General features: G+C 65.7%; 13 protein-coding genes. 5 read left to right on the top strand and 8 right to left on the bottom strand.

Features of this window, described 5'->3' with window-relative positions; translation table 11 throughout:
* Window positions 1–93 precede the first annotated feature (93 nt).
* Both OTER_RS02385 and OTER_RS02380 read left to right on the top strand, forming a co-directional pair.
* Window positions 94–1,623 carry a complex I subunit 4 family protein gene (locus tag OTER_RS02385; RefSeq protein WP_012373302.1) on the top strand — a complete coding sequence of 510 codons (1,530 nt, stop codon included), beginning with the start codon at window positions 94–96 and terminating at the stop codon, window positions 1,621–1,623.
* Between the two features lie 172 nt (window positions 1,624–1,795).
* On the top strand, window positions 1,796–3,313 hold the full coding sequence (locus tag OTER_RS02380; protein ID WP_012373301.1) for an NADH-quinone oxidoreductase subunit N: 1,518 nt from the start codon (window positions 1,796–1,798) through the stop codon (window positions 3,311–3,313).
* 140 nt (window positions 3,314–3,453) lie between these two features.
* Here OTER_RS02380 and OTER_RS23530 read toward each other — a convergent pair whose 3' ends face one another.
* A complete protein-coding gene (locus tag OTER_RS23530; RefSeq protein ID WP_012373300.1) occupies window positions 3,454–4,065 on the bottom strand; it encodes a YXWGXW repeat-containing protein in 612 nt (203 codons plus the stop codon).
* Window positions 4,066–4,200: 135 nt separating this feature from the next.
* On the opposite strand from OTER_RS23530, the gene OTER_RS02370 reads away from it, so the two are divergent.
* Together OTER_RS02370 and OTER_RS02360 are read left to right on the top strand one after the other, a co-directional pair.
* Window positions 4,201–5,547, top strand: a complete 1,347-nt coding sequence (locus OTER_RS02370) for an FAD-dependent thymidylate synthase (protein ID WP_012373299.1) — start codon at window positions 4,201–4,203, stop codon at window positions 5,545–5,547.
* Between the two features lie 622 nt (window positions 5,548–6,169).
* Window positions 6,170–6,943, top strand: coding sequence for an endonuclease/exonuclease/phosphatase family protein (locus tag OTER_RS02360; RefSeq protein ID WP_012373297.1), 774 nt, complete (start codon window positions 6,170–6,172; stop codon window positions 6,941–6,943).
* Window positions 6,944–7,002: 59 nt separating this feature from the next.
* Here the strand turns inward: OTER_RS02360 and OTER_RS02355 are convergent, their stop codons facing one another.
* From OTER_RS02355 to OTER_RS02325, 7 genes are all read right to left on the bottom strand, one after another.
* On the bottom strand, window positions 7,003–7,287 hold the full coding sequence (locus OTER_RS02355) for a hypothetical protein (RefSeq protein WP_012373296.1): 285 nt from the start codon (window positions 7,285–7,287) through the stop codon (window positions 7,003–7,005).
* A 104-nt stretch (window positions 7,288–7,391) separates the two neighbouring features.
* Window positions 7,392–9,029 (bottom strand): ComEC/Rec2 family competence protein, encoded by a 1,638-nt coding sequence (locus OTER_RS02350; protein ID WP_012373295.1) that lies wholly within the window; start codon window positions 9,027–9,029, stop codon window positions 7,392–7,394.
* A 90-nt stretch (window positions 9,030–9,119) separates the two neighbouring features.
* Window positions 9,120–9,497, bottom strand: a complete 378-nt coding sequence (locus tag OTER_RS02345) for a hypothetical protein (RefSeq protein WP_012373294.1) — start codon at window positions 9,495–9,497, stop codon at window positions 9,120–9,122.
* Window positions 9,454–10,794, bottom strand: a complete 1,341-nt coding sequence (locus OTER_RS02340; RefSeq protein ID WP_012373293.1) for a tetratricopeptide repeat protein — start codon at window positions 10,792–10,794, stop codon at window positions 9,454–9,456. The genes OTER_RS02345 and OTER_RS02340 overlap by 44 nt, the downstream gene beginning before the upstream one ends.
* Window positions 10,791–11,177: a hypothetical protein gene (locus OTER_RS02335; protein WP_148217977.1), complete on the bottom strand. Its 387-nt coding sequence runs from the start codon at window positions 11,175–11,177 to the stop codon at window positions 10,791–10,793. Before OTER_RS02335 ends, OTER_RS02340 begins: the two co-directional genes overlap by 4 nt.
* Before the next feature lie 273 nt (window positions 11,178–11,450).
* The gene (locus OTER_RS02330) at window positions 11,451–13,379 is read right to left on the bottom strand and encodes a hybrid sensor histidine kinase/response regulator (protein WP_012373291.1); all 1,929 of its coding nucleotides are present in this window, start codon (window positions 13,377–13,379) and stop codon (window positions 11,451–11,453) included.
* 202 nt (window positions 13,380–13,581) lie between these two features.
* Window positions 13,582–14,493 carry an HDOD domain-containing protein gene (locus OTER_RS02325; RefSeq protein ID WP_044892068.1) on the bottom strand — a complete coding sequence of 304 codons (912 nt, stop codon included), beginning with the start codon at window positions 14,491–14,493 and terminating at the stop codon, window positions 13,582–13,584.
* A 215-nt stretch (window positions 14,494–14,708) separates the two neighbouring features.
* Here OTER_RS02325 and OTER_RS02320 point away from each other — a divergent pair, with 215 nt between their 5' ends.
* Window positions 14,709–16,592, top strand: a complete 1,884-nt coding sequence (locus tag OTER_RS02320; RefSeq protein ID WP_012373289.1) for an O-linked N-acetylglucosamine transferase, SPINDLY family protein — start codon at window positions 14,709–14,711, stop codon at window positions 16,590–16,592.
* Window positions 16,593–16,665 lie beyond the last annotated feature (73 nt).

Genomic DNA, 16,665 nt, shown 5'->3' with positions numbered 1-16,665 from the left:
TTCGTTTCCTTCGTTCTCTTCTGTAATGATTCCGATCGGATCGAGCCATGTGAATCCGTGTAATCGGTGGTTGGTTTGTGTCCGGCTTTCGCGATGAGCAATCTGCCCTTCGATCCTCTCCTCGTCTCGATCGCGTCCCCGCTCGCGCTGGCGCTCGCCATCGCCGCCGGGCTGCCGAAACGCTGGTCGGTCCGACTGGCCTACGTGGCGTTCGGAATTCCCGCGCTGCTCGCGCTGCACGTATGGTGGCACTTCAGCGCCGTTCCGCAGGAGAACGGCTACGCGTTTTTGACGAACTATCCGACGGGGCTCAGCGCCTATGGCATCGGCCTCAAGCTGGGGCTCAACGGCATCTCGCTGCCGCTGTTTGTGCTCGCCGCGCTCGTCGGCCTCGCGGCCGGCCTCTACGCGATCCAATCACAGGCGGAGCGACTGAAGATTTACCTGATGCTCCTGCTGATCATGCAGGGCGGACTGCTGGGCGTGTTCGCGAGCGTCGACGTCTTCTTCTTCTATTTTTTCCACGAACTCGCGCTGATTCCGACGTTCATCATGGTCGGCGTGTGGGGAGGCCGCGATCGCAGCTACGCCGCGATGAAGCTGACGATCTATCTCACCGTGGGCGCGATGCTGTCGCTGCTGGGGCTGATCGCGCTCTACGTGAAGAGTGGGGCGAACTCCTTCGACCTGATCACGCTGCGCCAATACGTCGCCGGCCAGCCGCTGGGCGAGACGCTGCAGCAGAATATCTTTGCGGTGCTGATGTTCGGGTTCGGCATCCTGGTTTCGCTCTGGCCGTTCCACACCTGGGCGCCGCTGGGCTACGGCGCGGCTCCCAGCTCGGCCGCGATGCTGCACGCCGGCGTGCTCAAGAAGTTCGGCTTGTACGGTCTCATTCAGGTTGCGCTACCGCTGCTGCCCGCCGGCCTTGCGCACTGGTCGCACCCGCTGGCGTGGCTCGCTGTGATCGGCAATGTGCTCGTCGTCGGCCTCATCACGATGGCGCAACGCGACCTGAAGCAGATGATCGGTTACAGCTCGGTCATGCACATGGGTTATGCGTTCCTCGGCATCGCGGCGGGCAGCACGCTCGGCGTCGGCGGCGTCGTGATGATCATGGTGGCACACGGCCTCTCGGTGGCGCTGTTGTTCCTGCTGGCGACGTCGATTCATCATCGTACGCACACGTTCGCCATGGACGAGATGGGCGGACTTGCGCAGAAAACGCCGGTGCTCGCCGCGTTCTTCACCGCGGCGACATTCGCGAGCATCGGGCTGCCAGGCTTCGCAAATTTCTGGGGCGAGTTCACCATCTTCATCGCGCTGTGGCGGTTTTCACCGTTGATCACGGCGCTGGCGGTGAGCGGCATCATCATTTCCGCGATCTATGGGTTGCGCTCGGTGGCGAACGTTTTCTTCGGCGCGCCGACCGCCGCGCTGGCGACCGTCACGGCGCAGCATCCGCCGGCCGATCTCCGCTGGTCCGAGAAGGTGCCCGCGTTGATCCTGCTCGCGGCGCTGCTTTTTGTCGGCTTCTGGCCGAAGTCGATCTCCACGCCGATCAACGCCGCGTTGAGCGCATCCGCGCCCGCCGCAGCCATTCAAACCGCCGTCGCCCGCTAATCACGCGAATGGACGCGAACCTGAAAGCCTTTCTCCGCGCGGAACGCGATACCACCGCCGATCGTCCGGTGGATCACCGCAGGCTGGTCGCCCGCATAAACGATCGTATCCCTTCCCGGCCCCGCGCCGTTCGCGTGGATTCGCGTGATTCGCGGGCTCTTCCGACGTCGCCATGAATCTCGAAGCCGTCAAACACGCCGCCTCGTTGAACGAGTGGTCCGGGCTCATCCCCGAGATCGCACTCGGCTGCCTCGCGTTGCTGCTGCTCGTGGTGGAGATGGTGCTGCCGAAAAAACGGCACGACCTCATCGCGACGATCGCGATCATCGGCCAGTTTGGCATTCTCGGCTGGGTTGCGTGGGACTTCCATTCGCCGTTCCTCGGACGCAACGACGCGTTCAGCGGCCTGCTCCAGTTCAGCTATGTGGGCCAGGCGATGCGCGTGTTCTTCCTCCTGTCGTCGATTTTTGTCAGCATTCTCGCACGCGTCAGCCTCGCGAAACAGCAGCTGCCGCGGATCGAGTTTTACCACATCGTGCTCGTGGCCACCGCGGCGATGATGCTGCTCGCGCAGGCGAACCACTTCGTCCTGTTCTTTGTCGCGCTGGAGACGCTCACGGTCGGACTTTACATTCTGGTCAGTTACTTCCGCACGAGCCCGCTGTCGCTGGAGGCGGGGCTGAAATACCTGATCATGGGTGCGCTGAGCTCGTCGCTGCTGCTGTTCGGCATCGTCCTGCTCTACGGCGTCGCCGGCAATCCGGCGCTCGAGGGCCACACGGCGGATCCGATGAATTTTGCCGCGCTCACGCGGTTCCTCGCGCTCAATCCGGACAACTTCCTCGCGGCCGCTGGCATCGTATTGGTGCTGTCCGGCATCGCCTTCAAGATCGGCGCGTTTCCGTTCCAGATCTGGATTCCCGACGTGTATCAAGGGGCGCCCACGCCCACGACCGCGTTCCTCGCCGTGTCGTCAAAGGCAGCCGGATTCGCGATCCTGCTCGTGCTGGTGAACAGCGTGTTCGGGCCGTACTGGTGGCTCGTCCAGCCGGTGTTGGTCGCGATGGCGGTGGCTACGATCCTGTTCGGCAACATCGCCGCGCTCACCCAGCACAACGTAAAGCGGTTGATTGGTCTCTCCGGCGTGTCGCACGCGGGCTTTCTGCTGATCGGCATCATCGCGTCGCATTCGGTTCCGTCCGCCGTCGGCGCGGTGCTGTTTTACCTGTTCGCGTACCTGCTCGCGACGTTCGCGGTATTCGGGGTGATGGCGCATCTGGCGGGCGCCGACGACGCCGAACAGGAACTCGATCACTACGCCGGGCTCGCGAAGGAGGATCCCTTCCTCGCGGCCATCCTGGCGGTCGCGCTCGGCTCGCTCGCTGGCATCCCGCCGCTCGCCGGGTTCATGGGAAAACTCTTCGTGTTCATTGCGGCATTCAAGGCCGGCTTCTACGGGCTGCTCGCCGTCGCGATCGTGGGCGTGGTGATCTCGATCTATTACTATTTCGGCTGGATCAAGGCCGCGTTCTTCGAGACGTGGACGCCCCCGGCTGACGCAGTGAACCCGCGGCCGGCGCGGACCCCAGTCGGCGCAGCCGCAGGCGTCGCGCTCGCGACGCTGGCGCTGTGCTCGATCCTTTTCGGCGTCTATCAGGGCCCCCTCGGCGCCTGGCTGCTCGCGCGCTGAGCAGCGCCGATTTGTAGAGCGGGGCTCGCCTGACCCGCCGCAGAGAGTGGCGTTCGGACTTGCGCGCAACCGGCGGGATCAGGAGATCTCGCCCTACAGGATGACCTGTCGCCGGCCGGGGGACTGATCGAATCATCTCGCTACCGCCAGAAGCCCTCGATGAAAACGTAGCTCCCGCCGCGGTGGTCCCAGCGCGGCGCCACCCAATGCCCATGCCCGTGTGGCGGCCGGGTCCAGTAGCCGGACACCCACACGTGATGGCCGTGCCGTAGCGCCCAGTATCCGTCGATCCATACGTAAGCGCGACCTGGTCGATAGCCGCGATGCTCTCGCCGCGGCGGGGGAGGCGGCGTGGTGATCACGACGGTCGGGCCCGTGGGTGCGGCGACAGCGACTGGCGGCGGTGGCGTCGTCGGCTGCGTTTGAGTCACTTGCCAATAGCCGTCCGTCCACGATTGCGCCGCGGCGTCCCAACGGGGCGCAACCCACACCGCGCTGGGCTGCGGCGGCTGCACCCACGCGGCCGGGATCCAGACCCACTGCTGGTTCTGCCAAGTATAGTGGCCCTCGATCCAAACATAGTCTGGCGTCGGCGGCAGCGTGCGCGCCTCTGACACCCGCACGGGTGGCGGCCGCGCGATGATGATCGGCGCCGGCCGGCCAATCGTCACGCCAACCGATACATGGGTGCCGGCGAAAGCGGCCAAAGGCGCACCACACGCTAGCGCAATCAGGATGATTTTTGCATTCATGCCGGTGAGAGTGTTGGCCGAATTGACGGCGCGGCGGGAAAGCGGGTTACGGGGACGTCAGCCTCACCTGCTTGGACGCTTTCACGATTCCCGTCTTGCGCCTTTTGTGCCTCTTTGCGGCCATTCTCCTACTCCATGCGCATCACCGGACTCGCCCTCGTTCCTCCTCCTTCCGCGGCCGACCTCCCCAAAGTCACCCCCGAACTCCTCGCCTCGGTGCTCGCCCGCTATTCGCGCAGCAACGAGGGCATCGCCTCCATCCTTTCCAAGGTCGACCTCGCCAATCCCGACGCCTCCATCGATCGGATCCTTAAGTTCGTCGACTACGGTCACGCTTCGATCGGCGGGCTCACGGGTGGACTCGCCATCGCGCTGGACGGCGTCTCGATGTGGCTCGCCTACAAACTTTTTGAGCTCGCGCCCATGGCCGATGGCCAGGAGTCGAGCACGCGCTACATCACGATGGATCCGGCGAATCTGCCGCTGCCCGCTGAACTCGGCGTGCCGGAGGATCTCGCGCCGCGCTGGCTCGCGCTCATGGGCGACGCGTTCGCCGCCTACAACGCGGAATATCAGCGGCTCGACGCCGCCGCGCTCGCGAATCCTTCGCTGGTACGCGTGCCACCCGACGCGAAGCCCGCCGTCGTCGCGCGGCTGCGCAAGAACTACGCGCTGGATCGCGCGCGCTACTTCATTCCGCTCGCCACCCGTACGAACGTCGGCCTCGTCCAGACGGCGCGAATGTGGGCGACCACGGTGAAGCATCTCGACTCGCTTGCGCATCCGGAAGCGCGGGCCGCCGCGAAGCTGATCCGCGACGAGTTGATGAAACAGGCGCCGCGGCTGATGCGGCACAGTTTCGCCGACCCGTCCTACGCGGTGCAGGCCGAACAGGAACTCGCCACGAGCCTGAAGCTCGGCCAGGAGCGGCTTTCGTCCGCCTCCCTTGCCGACGAGGTTTGGGTGCACGTGGATCGCGCCACGCCGCCATGGCTGCCCGAGGCGCAGCCGATCGCCGAGGCGCTGCGCCATCGCGCCAATCGCTACGGCCATCAGGGCTCGGCCACGCGTCGGATGCGCGTGACCTTTGCCTGGAACAACATGGCGCTGGCCGAGCTCCGTGACCTCAACCGCCACCGCACCGGACACCGGTACACGCCGTTGATCCAGGCCGGATTCTATTTGCCGGCCGAGATCGATCGCGCGCCGCACGCGCGGCTGCTGCAGGGGCAACTCGAACTCACGCGCGAACTGATGCGTCGCGGTTCGCCGGCCTACGTTTACTCACTGCTGCTCGGCGCGCAGACGCCGTTCGAGCACAGCACGCACGCCGACAAATTCATCTACGAGGCCGAACTGCGCACCGGGATGGGCGCGCATTTCCGCTACGCGGAACACTTGAGCGCGGCACTGCACGCGTTTTTCGTGCAAGTTCCCGAGGCCCGCAACTGGGTCGTCGAAGGGACCGCGGAACCTGAGTAAACTGAACCGTACCCGAGCGACGGCGCGCACGTCCATGCGCAGCGCGGTTGCGGTCCGTCGCCTGCCAACCCACGGGCGGGACGCCCGCGCCACGTGGCATGAGCAGCTTGCCCGCCGTAGCTTTCGTCGGAGGCCGGGTCCCGCCCTGGCCAGAAAGTGTGACGTGCGCCGCCCGGTCATCGACCCACTAAAGGGTTGCCGCTACGACGGGCCGTGGCTTGCTTTCGGATGACGCGCATGAAGCTGTCCGGCTCCACCTTTGTCTGGCTGGCGGGAATCGGGTTCGTCTGGGCAATGAGCTCCGCGCAGGCGGCGGGAGTCGAACCCGGGGCAGGAAATTTGGATCGTTTCAGTGCGTCGGCCCGACCGGTGGAAACGTTCCGCGCGTCCGGTGACGCGCTTCGGCTGCCGCGCGGTCGCAGCACCGCGTATCCGCGCCTTGCTTCCGGGTTGCTCCGCCCTGACCGGCAACGCGCGGCGGGTTTTCTGATGGCGCGCAGCCCCGTCGAGCGCGTCCGGATCGGCCGCACACCGCAGCTGCGTCGAGCTGGCGGCGTCCCGTTCAACCGTTTTGTTTTCCGACGCGAGGGGGCCGAGGCTCTGGGCCGGTGAAAAGACGCGCATGAAGACCTTTCGCTTGCTCCAGTTCAACATGCAGTTCGGCCAGGGCTGGGACGAGGCCGCGCCGGACGCTGCGCCGATCCGGATTGAGCAGACGATTGCGGAAATCCGGCGCCATGACGCCGACGTGATCATGCTGCAGGAGGTCGAGCACGCGCTGCCGGAGGGACGCCAGGTCGAGCCGGCGCCGAACTACACGCGGTTGCGCGAAACGTTGCGCGACTACGACAGCTGGTTCGCGTATCCGAAAGCGGATCCGCGCGAGCTGCCGTTCGGGATCGGGCTCGCGATTTTTTCGCGCACGCCGTTGCGCGAGCGCCGGAAAATTGATCTGCCGTCACCCCCGGTGGAGTTTGAGTTCGAAGGCCGGCGGACGACGCCCACCGACCGGGCGATGATCGGGGCCAAGACCACCCTGCTGGGTCGCGAGGTGCAGCTGTTCAACACGCACCTGCTCGCGTTCTTCATGCTGCACACGAGCAGCGCGCGGCATCCCGAGCAACGCCGCCGGGTCGTGGCCGAACTCGCCGCCTGTGAGGGACCCACCTTGCTGAGCGGTGATTTCAACGTGAGCGGCCACGACGCGTTGATCGCGCAATTCGCACCCGCCGGATTCTCGACCGTGCAGCGCACCAAAACCACCTGGCGCCGCCGGCCGTATATTCTCGATCACATCTTCTACAACGCGCCGTTGCGTGCGGTGCAGCATGCGGTGAGCCCGACGCTCGCATCGGACCATCACGCGCTGGTGGCGGATTTCGAGTTTTCCGAGTAGCCGGGGGTGTCCGACCTGCCGCTCCGCGAAAGGCAGCGGCGCCTCAAGGGTAACGCGCCCTACGTTGCGCGCCGAACACGTTCCTTTTCCTCTTCGCGCTCCTCTTCGATCCGTGCCCGCTCGCTCACGATCTGCTGCTGGATTTTCTGGTATTCGTCGGCCTTGCCGTCGGCGAGGGCGTCGTTGAGTTGCTTCTTCAGAAAAATCTCCCGCTCCGCGAGCTTGCCCTGATAAATGCGATCAATCTCGGCCAACCGTTCCTTCTGCTCCCGGGTGAGCGGTCGGCTGGAATCGGGGTCGGATTTGGCGAGTCGCTCCATGGCGAGTTCGTAGGCGCTTTTCATCGGCTCCACGAAACACAGGAAATCGACGAAAGAAAGCAATTGCTGCGACGCTCGCGGAGCGAGCGCCTGCCTTGGTGGGTCTCGACACGCGTATGCGGCCCGTCTCAGCCGAAGCGCACGGCGAAGGCGAGCGTCGCGGCCACGACGGCAAACGGCAGCCAGAAGCCGCGTTGCCAGCCGGCCCACCGGCCGGCGTAACCGCTCACCATCGTGCCGAGCAGCGCGGCCAGCGCGCAACCGCCGAGCCACGGTGGGCGGAAGCTCGCGTTGAACCATGCGCCCGGCAGCGACACGAAAGCCTCGACGCCCGCGTCGATGCCCCAGAGCAGAAGCGCCGCGGCATGGTTCGCCAGCACACTGCCGGTGGTAAACCCGAGCACGCCGCAAACCATCGAGACGAATCCCGCGAGAATGACCGCGCTGGCCGCCGGAATCAGCCACAGGTTCGCCAGCAGCGAGCCCGGCGTGAACAGGCCGAAGAACATGATCCCGGTCACGGCGCTGACGAGCGAGGCCGCGATGCCGATCGCGACGGCGGTGAGCGTGGCGTGCCACCCGGCCGCGCGCGCGCGATGATGCCAGCGCCAGGTCGCGCGCGGGAGATCTTGGAACCACGCCAGCCGCGCGTGCAGTTGATCCGCGAGCGGGAGCCCGAACAGCAGCAGCGCGAGCACGATCCCGTAGCTCATCTGAAAACTCGAACTGAACACCTGCATCGGCGCGAAAACCGCGACGAGCAGCGCCGAGGCGGCGAGCGCCGAAAGCGGATTGCGGGGAACGCACAACACGAGCGAGGCCTGCACCAGCGCCACCATTACGAACGCCCGCACCGCCGAGGGCGCCGCACCAGTGATGTCGACGTAGAGCCACAACGCGACGCAGCCGATCACGAATTGCAGGATCCGCGGCAGCCGCAGCAGCAACAGCAGCGCGTAGAGTCCGCCCGCGATCGCCGCGATGTGCAGCCCGCTGATCGAAAACACGTGCATCGTGCCGCTTTGCCGGAACACCGTCTTCTGCTCATCGCTCAGCTCGTGCTGCTCGCCGAGCAGCATGGCGCGATACACGCCGACGAGTCCCGGCCGTTTCGCCTCGATGCCGGCACCGAGAATCGCCGTGAACCGCTGCGCCTGCCGGGCGCAGAACCGGTGGTAGGCGGAACCGGGCCGCTCCTCCGCCAGCACCCGTCCGCGCGACATCCGAAAATTGATGCCCGCATTCGCGAGATATCCGTCGAACGATGTGGCCGGCGGATCGCGCGGGAGCGCGGCGATGATGCCCACCGCGGAAATCACGGCCGAGCGGACCGGCGACGGGACTCCTGCCCGGGTGTTGAGCGAGAAGTAGACGCGCTGTCCGGCGAGTTCCTGCAACGGATCGTTGGCGGTGCGAATCGTGGCGAGTCCGGCGACGCGCCTGCCCTCGGCCTGCGGGAAAAGCCGGTCGACTTGCAGGCTGAGTCGGGCTTCGCGCGGAGGAAGTGCGTACCAATCGGCGATGACGGGCCGGTGCAACGCATAGCTTGCCGCGCCCGTCAGCAGCATCGTCACGACAAGACAAGGTACCGCCGCGGCACGATTCGTCCGGCTGGCCAGCAAGGCTGCGAGGCCAGTCGCGCTCGCGAGGGCGAGCAGCCATCCGGGGGGCGGCAAGGCGAACAGGCGCGCCAGCACGAGACCGGCGATCATCGGCAGCACCAGCCAGAGCAGCGGGGCGCGGTGTCCGAGACTGCGGCTCGTCATGCCGCGAGCCTAGCTGCGGCGCACCGCGTTGAAACGCCAATTATCAGCGAGACCTGATGTGGCGGAAACAGCAGGCCTCGCCCGAGCAGGCTACGAAATCCGCGAGTAGATCTTCTGCAGCATCGCGAGCGACGGGCTCACGGATGGGGCGACAGGTTTCGGCCCGGACAGGCTGAACCGCAGCAGGAGCTGTTCGTTTTCCTTATCGAGCTGGAGAATCTGCAGGATCCGGCCGCGGGTGTGCTCGAGCAGTTCACGTGCTTCCGGCTCGCGCAGCCGGCCGGCGGGAATTGTGCGCAGGTCGGCCAAGGAAGCGTCCAGTCGCTTCAACAGCTCGCCTTTGCGCTGAACGAGCTCGGCGGAAAGCGGGCGCTGCTGCTGGCGGAGAAAACGATTCTCCTCGAGCGCGCACTGGTGCAGCTCGTCACAGAGCTGGCGGTGTTGGCGAAGGGCTTCGATCGGGGTCATGGGGGAAGGGCGCCTTTACATCAGCGTCCCGCGCCTGCCCGGTGGTCGAGTCGAAAAGTGCGGCCACTTGGCGATCCGTGTCACTCCGCCAGTCGACGTGCGTCAACCGGGCGCCAGCCAGCCGGGCGGTCTCGGTGACTTCGGGGGACGTTTGGCCCACCGAGGTGTCGACGATCACGCGGTAGGTTTTCGTGGCGCGATCGAGATCGCCGAGCCGCTCGTAGCACTGGGCGATCTGGTACGTGACCGGGATGCGCCACACCGGATCGTCGCTCAGCGCGGCCAGCCCATGGTAGATCGCCAGCGCGTTCAGGATGTCGCCGTTTTGAAAGAAACCATTGGCGAGCTGATTGCCCGTGCGGCGTTGCCAGTAGGCCCAGCGCTTCGAGTCGGCACTCGAACGGCTGCGCTCGGCGCGCAACAGATCGAGCGTGGCGGTGAGGGCCTCCTGCGGCCGGTTCAGCGTGCGCAGACTCGAAGCGAGCAGGTAGCGCGCTTGCGGGACATTTTCGTCGTCGGGCCACTGTTCGATGAACGAGCGCAGGCCGTTAGCGGCGCCTTCATTGTCACCGGCGAGCTGGAGCGAGTAGGCGGATTTGAACTGGGCACGGGCACGGTCCTCGGGCGCGAGGTCGAGCATCCGCAGCCGCGAGTAGAACTTGTTGGCTTCGGCGTAATCGCCGTTCTGAAAGTGCGTCTCGGCGACTTCGAACTGCGCCGTTTTCGCGAGCAACTGGTAGTGCTCGAAGCCGTGGTTGGCGGGCAGCTTCAACGTCGAATTGATGACGTTGTAGAACCGGGAGATCGCGAGCCGGGGTGCGCCCATGTCGCGCAAGGTGCGGCCGAGTTCGAGCAACGCGTCGGGCACGCGATCGTCGCTGGGAAAATCCTTGAGGAAGCGCTCGTAGATCGCGGCGGCTTTGGTGAGCGCGCCTTGCTTGCGGTGCATGTGCGCGAGCCCGAGCAGGGCGGCCTGCGTGGTCTCGAGCGGCGCTTTGCCGTCGAGGACCTGGCGGTAGGCGATCTCGGCCGCGTCGAAATCACCGCGCTCCGTAAGATTGCCGCCGAGTTTGACCAAGCCCTGCGATTCGCGGGCCGTCAGCGTAGGGGCCGCCACGCGGCGATTGGCTGGCAACGGCGCGGGCGCGGCGGCGGGTGGCTTCGGGGCCGGAGCGGTCTCCGCGCGAAGGGTGAGGAGCGTCAGCTGCGTCGCCAGCGCGGCCAGCGCGACGCGCGAGAGCGCAACAGAGCGCCCACGCAGCGTGGCGTGAAACGGTGGCGGGAGGACGGGGATCATTTCGGACTTTGCGTATAGGTCGCGGAGCTGGTCGGCAAGGGCGCGGCGGAAGTGGTCCCGCGCGGCACCGGCACGATCACGGTCGCGTCACCCGGATGTTCAGAAGGAATTTGAAAATAGGGCAGGAAATCCTCGGCCCGCACGCGCGGCCGGAGTTCATCCACCAGAATGGGAGCGGGCAGGCGCGCTGGCGTGGTGGACTCGCTGGCCTCCGCGGTCGCGGGAAGGACGGCGGGTGCAAGTACGGTGCTGGCGCCAGCCGGAGCTGTGGCGGGAAGCACGACATCCGGCCGGTCGGCCGCTTCGGGTGCCGTTTGCGGCGGTGCGCCGGCTGGCGGGCGTCCGGCCAGATCGGGCGGCGGGGTGGGCGCGAGGAACCGCATGGAAGGGGCGCCGATCGCAGGCAAATATGACTGGGGGGCTTCCACGATTCCACGGGCCCCGAAGACGGGCCGCGACCAGGCGCGGTCGGCCGCCAGGGAGGGGAGCAGAAGAAACACCAGGCAAGGCAGGGCCTGGCCGACGCCGCGCGGCGGCGCGGACGTTGGTTCGCGATGATTCATTGATAATACGACAGTCCATTGGTGGTGGATGTCTTGTATTCGCCCAGAAAGTCTATCGGCCCGGGCCCCGGAAACCTGAACGGTTTTACCGGCTTACTTTCGCCCTTCGGCCGATTGTTCGAACAGCTTGCGCAAACGCCGGCCGATCTCGTCGAGCCGGTAAGGCTTCTGCACAAAGTCGCGCTGGTTAAGCTGCTGAAATTCAGTGCGAACCTCCGGGGTGATGTGCCCGCTGATGACCAGAACCGGCAGGTTCGGCCGGGTGCTGCGGATGACTTTCAGGACCTGCACGCCGTTCGAGCCGGGGAGGTTCAAATCCAGCAGCACCGCGTCCAGCGGCCGGGACTTGTCGCAAATGATTTCGATGGCTTCGGAGCCGGTGGCGGCGGTGCAAACCTTGTAGCCCTTGCGCGTGAAAGCCGCCGACAGCAGCATCCGGAGCGGGCCTTCGTCATCGACCACGAGGATCGATTCCGTGCCGGGCGGGAATTCGCTGCTGTTGGTCACCGGGGCGGTGGCGGCGGTGTCGCTGGCCAGCGGCAGGTAGACGCGGAACGTGCTGCCGATCCCGACGGTGCTTTCGACGTCGATGAAGCCGTTGTGGCTGGTCGCGATGCCGTAGACGACCGCCAGACCCAGCCCCGTGCCCTGGTTTGACTGTTTTGTCGTGAAAAACGGCTCGAAAATGCGCGAGCAAACTTCCGGCGTCATCCCGCTGCCGCTGTCGGCAATGCTCAGGCAGGCGTAGCGTCGCACCGGCTCGGCGGAGTAGTGACGCGACTGCAATTCCGCGCCCAGCCGGATCGCGGTGGACACGACGATCGAGCCGCCGTCCGGCATCGCGTCGCGTGCGTTCACGCACAGGTTGAGCACGATTTGCTGCACTTGGGTCTGGTCCGCGAGGAGCGGCGGCAACTTTTCCGCGAGATCGAGGGTGAAGGTGATCGTGCGTGGGAACGTCTCGGACATCAGCGCCACGAGGTCGCGCGCGAGTTGGTTCAGGTCGACCGGGGCGTAGCGGATCTCGGCTTTGCGGCTGAAGGTGAGGATCTGCTTCACGAGCCCGCTGGCGCGCTGCGCGGCGCGGTGGATTTCCTGCAGGCTTTTCTGCATCACCGCCGGCTCCGCGGCGCCCTGCAGACAGAACTCGGAATAGCCGTGAATAATCGCGAGCAGGTTGTTGAAATCATGCGCGATGCCGCCGGCGAGCGTGCCGAGGCTCTCCATCTTGTGCGCCTGCCGCAGTTCCGCCTCGAGGGCTTTCCGGCTGGTGATGTCCTCGCGCATGCACAGGAGATTGGTAATCTCGCCGGTGGGATTGCGCAGACAGGAGACTTTCACCGATTCCCACACGGTCGTGCCGTCGGGCCGCCGCGTGGCGAGTTCGCCGCGCCATTCGCCGCCCGCGCGCACGGTGTCCCAGAACTTGCGGTAGGAATCCTCGTCGGGATGACCGTCGCGCAGGACTTCGATCTTGCGGTCGAGAATGTCTTCCAGGGTGCGGCCGGACACTTCGGTGAACTTCGGGTTCACGTATTGCGCGCGACCATCGAGATCGGTGATGACGATCGCGACCGGCGACTGCTCGATAGCGCGCGAAAGCCGATAAAACTGCTCCTCGGCCATCCGCTGCCGCGTGATGTCGCGCCCGACGCCGCGGACGGCGACGATGGCGCCGGACGCGTCGCGGATCGACGTCTTTTCCCAGGAAAACCAGCGCACGCCCTGCGGCGTTATCCAGCGGGACTCCGAAACGGCACGGTAGGGCGGCTCCGCGAGTTCGACGAACGTGGCGTTGAACGCGGCGAGATCGTCCGGGTGAATGAACTCCGCCATGAGCAAACCGGCGAGACCGGTCTGGGGACGGCCGAACTTGCGCGCGAAGGAGAGATTGGCTGCGATGAGCCGACCCTTCAGGTCGCGGCAATACGCGGGGTCAGCGCTGTTCTCCCACGGTCCGAGGCTGACATCGCCCGGCGACATCGCTCCGCCTGTGGTGGAATCACTCGTCAGGGTGGACATGGTGAAAGTCGGTCGAGAGCGGAGAGCCTAGAGCGAAAAGCAGGGCGCGCGGTTGCGCGGCGCGTAGTGGCACGGGCGTCCCGCCCGTGGCTTCGGATCACGGGCAAGATGCCCGTGCCACCGCCATAGTCCGGCGGCGACTCCGGCGATTCGTTCACCGGCTCTGGACTCTGGGCGCTGGACGCTGGTCTGCATCATGCGTTCACAGCAAACCCTGCAACATCGACGGCAGCCGATTCAGGGTGTTGGCGAGCGCGGCGCGGGCGAGCATGCCTTCCGGCCCTTCGGCGCCGTAGAGAATGCGCCAGCCGTCGAGCTTGAGCCAGGCTTCGTGTTCCACCGGTGCGACCGATTCGAAACCGCCGGTGATGCCGGCGTGCCGAACGACGTGATCGGCCACTTGAACCGCGGCAGCGAACATCTGATGCTGGGGCGCGCGAGCCGGGTCGTTGTGGTGCAGCACGGCGGTGATGATCTCATCCGAGATGCGATGCTGCTCCAGATAATACGCGCCGATCTTCGCATGATCCCATCCGATCAGCTCGCGTTCGAGCCGGCAAAAGGCCGCGGGCGTATGCGCGTGCATGCCGATCAACTGCTGGAGTTCGTCGGGAAACGCATTCGCCATGATGACCTTCCCGACGTTGTGCAGCAGGCCGATCAGGTAGTCGGTGTCATCGTCGATCTGAAAAGTCGTCGCGCTCAGGATTTCGCGCGTGAGGATCGCCGTGGCGATGCTGTGATTCCAGAGCTCCTTCCACGGGAGCGTGACAGAGTGGGTCTGGAGCTTTTCCAGCTCCTCGATCACGGGCGTGGCCATGGAGAGCTCGCGAATCTGTCGCAGCCCGAGATAAAAGACCGCCTCCTCGATGTTGTTGATCTGCGCGGAGAGCCCGTAGTACACCGAGTTCACCATCCGCAGCAGCCGCGCGGTCAGCGAAGGGTCGCGGCGAATGATCTGGGCGATCTGCGAATTCAGGCTCTGTTCCGAATGCAGCAGCTCGCTTAGCGCGCGGTTGATGCTCTGCAACGAGCCGAGTTTCGGACACGCTTCAATACGCCGCTTGATGACCGCCTCGGCGTAGGGTGCTTTCCTGGCGGGTGGAGGAGACATGGATTCGAGCAGAGGCGGATCGAGGAGCATCGATGACGAGACAAACAGAGCCGGGGGCGAAGACGCACTCGGCGAGAGGTTAATCGGTCCGTGCGGTTGCGGCTTGAGTGGTAACGCAATCATTGGCGGCGAGAAGGGCGAATGAGCACCGGCATGCGCGAGCCGGTGTGATTCGGACTGGCCGCCGGCCGCGCTTGGATCCATCTCCTTCAACCGTGACCTCCGCCAAACTCATTTCCCTGCTGCAAGCCGGCGCGGCGCACCATCGCGCCGGACGGCTGGTTCAGGCGGAGGCACAATACCGGCAGGCGGTGCTGGGCGCGCCCAAAAGCTTCGAAGCGCTGCACCTGCTCGGCCTGGTGAACTTCCAGTTGGGCCGAATGGCCGAGGCCGCGGATCTGCTGCAACGGGCGTTGCGCGTGAACCCCCAGTCGGCGCCCTGTGCGATGCAGTTGGGCATGGTGCTCGTGGCGCTGGGACGACACAAGGAAGCGGAGGCGCATCTGCGTGGCGTGGTGACACGCCAGCCGCAGCTGCACGAAGCCTGGACGCACCTGGCCCACTGCCTGAAGACCCAAAACCGGCTGCGCGAGGCGATCGACTGCTATCAGAAAGCCATCGAGTTGGAGCCGAAGGACGCGCTGGCGTGGTATAACTACGGCCTCACGTTGAGTCTCGCGGCGCGACCCCTGGAAGCTCTTGCCTGTCACGAACGCGCGCTCGCGATCGACCCGCATCACGCCGAGGCGCGGTTTGGTCGCGCGCAAGCATTGCAGCAAACGAACCGGATTCCCGAAGCGGTGGAAGACTATGGCCGCGTGCTCGCCCGGCAGCCGGGAAATCTCGAGGCGCGGAGCTACCGGTTGTTCGCGCTGCACTACCTCGAAGGGGTTTCGCGCGACCAACTGTTCGCGGAGCATGTGGAGTACGGACGAATCGCCGGCGGGCCCACGGTTCAGGCGTTCAAGAACGTGCCAGACCCGAACCGGCGGCTGCGGGTGGGCGTGCTGTCGCCTGATTTTCGGCTTCACGCCTGCGCCTACTTTATCGAGCCGCTCTTGCAGCACCTGAATCCGCGGGAGTTTGAGCTGTGTCTCTACCACAATCACCCGCGCGAAGACGAGGTGACCGCGCGTTTTCGGACGCGCGCCGCGGTGTGGCGAAATTTCGTGGGACGTTCGCATTCCTTCGTGGAGGCCACGATCCGCGAAGACGCGCCGGACGTCCTGATCGATCTGGCCGGCCACACGGGATTCAATCGGCTGCCGATCTTCGCCCATCGGCTGGCACCAGTGCAGATCACCTATCTCGGCTATCCCGATACGACCGGTGTCGCGGCGATGGATTATCGTTTCACCGACGCGCTCGCTGACCCGCCGGGTGAGGCGGACGCGTTGGCGACGGAGAAACTGGTGCGGTTTGCGCCGACGGCATGGGCCTATCTTGCGCCGCCCGACTCACTCGCACCCAACACGCGTGAACCGGCAGCGGATGGATCGGTGGTGTTCGGCAGCTTCAATAATCTCTCGAAGATCACCGATTCGATGCTGGCCGTGTGGGGCCGGCTGTTGAAGCAGGTGCCGAACGGCCGGCTGCTCCTGAAAGGGGTAGGCCTGTCGGAGCCTGAATCGCGCGGGCGCTACGTCGCCCGCATGGAGACGGCCGGGTTGCCCGTGGACCGCGTTGAACTGCTTGAACGCACTCCCGACACCGCAGCGCACCTGGCGCTGTACCATCGCGTCGACGTGGCGCTGGACACCTTCCCCTATCATGGCACGACCACGACCTGCGAGGCCTTGTGGATGGGTGTGCCGGTGGTGACGCTGGCGGGAGACCGGCATTCGTCGCGCGTAGGCGTGAGCCTGCTGAGCGCGGTCGGTCATTCGGAATGGATCGCGCACTCTGCGGATGACTACGTGGCCATCGCGCTGGCGCTCGCCGCGGATCCGGCGAGACGCGCCCAACTGCGCCGGGATTTGCGCGAGGGCCTGAAGCGCAGTCCGCTGCTTGATCATCCGGCGCAGGCGGCCCGATTCGCGGCGGGATTGCGGCAGTGTTGGGGCGAGTGGTGCTTGCGTCACGGAGCCCTCGGAACGTGAGCGTCGCGTGGCAGGGGTGTCCGGTCCTGTCAGAAAAGTGAGGTGCGCCTGCGATGGTCACGGCGCGGGAATT

Origin of the sequence: Opitutus terrae PB90-1 (genome assembly GCF_000019965.1) — a bacterium.
In the GTDB taxonomy this organism is placed as follows: Bacteria; Verrucomicrobiota; Verrucomicrobiia; order Opitutales; family Opitutaceae; genus Opitutus; species Opitutus terrae.
The sequence above is the reverse complement of the archived record's forward strand: the minus strand, read 5'-3'. Positions and strand labels throughout refer to the sequence as shown.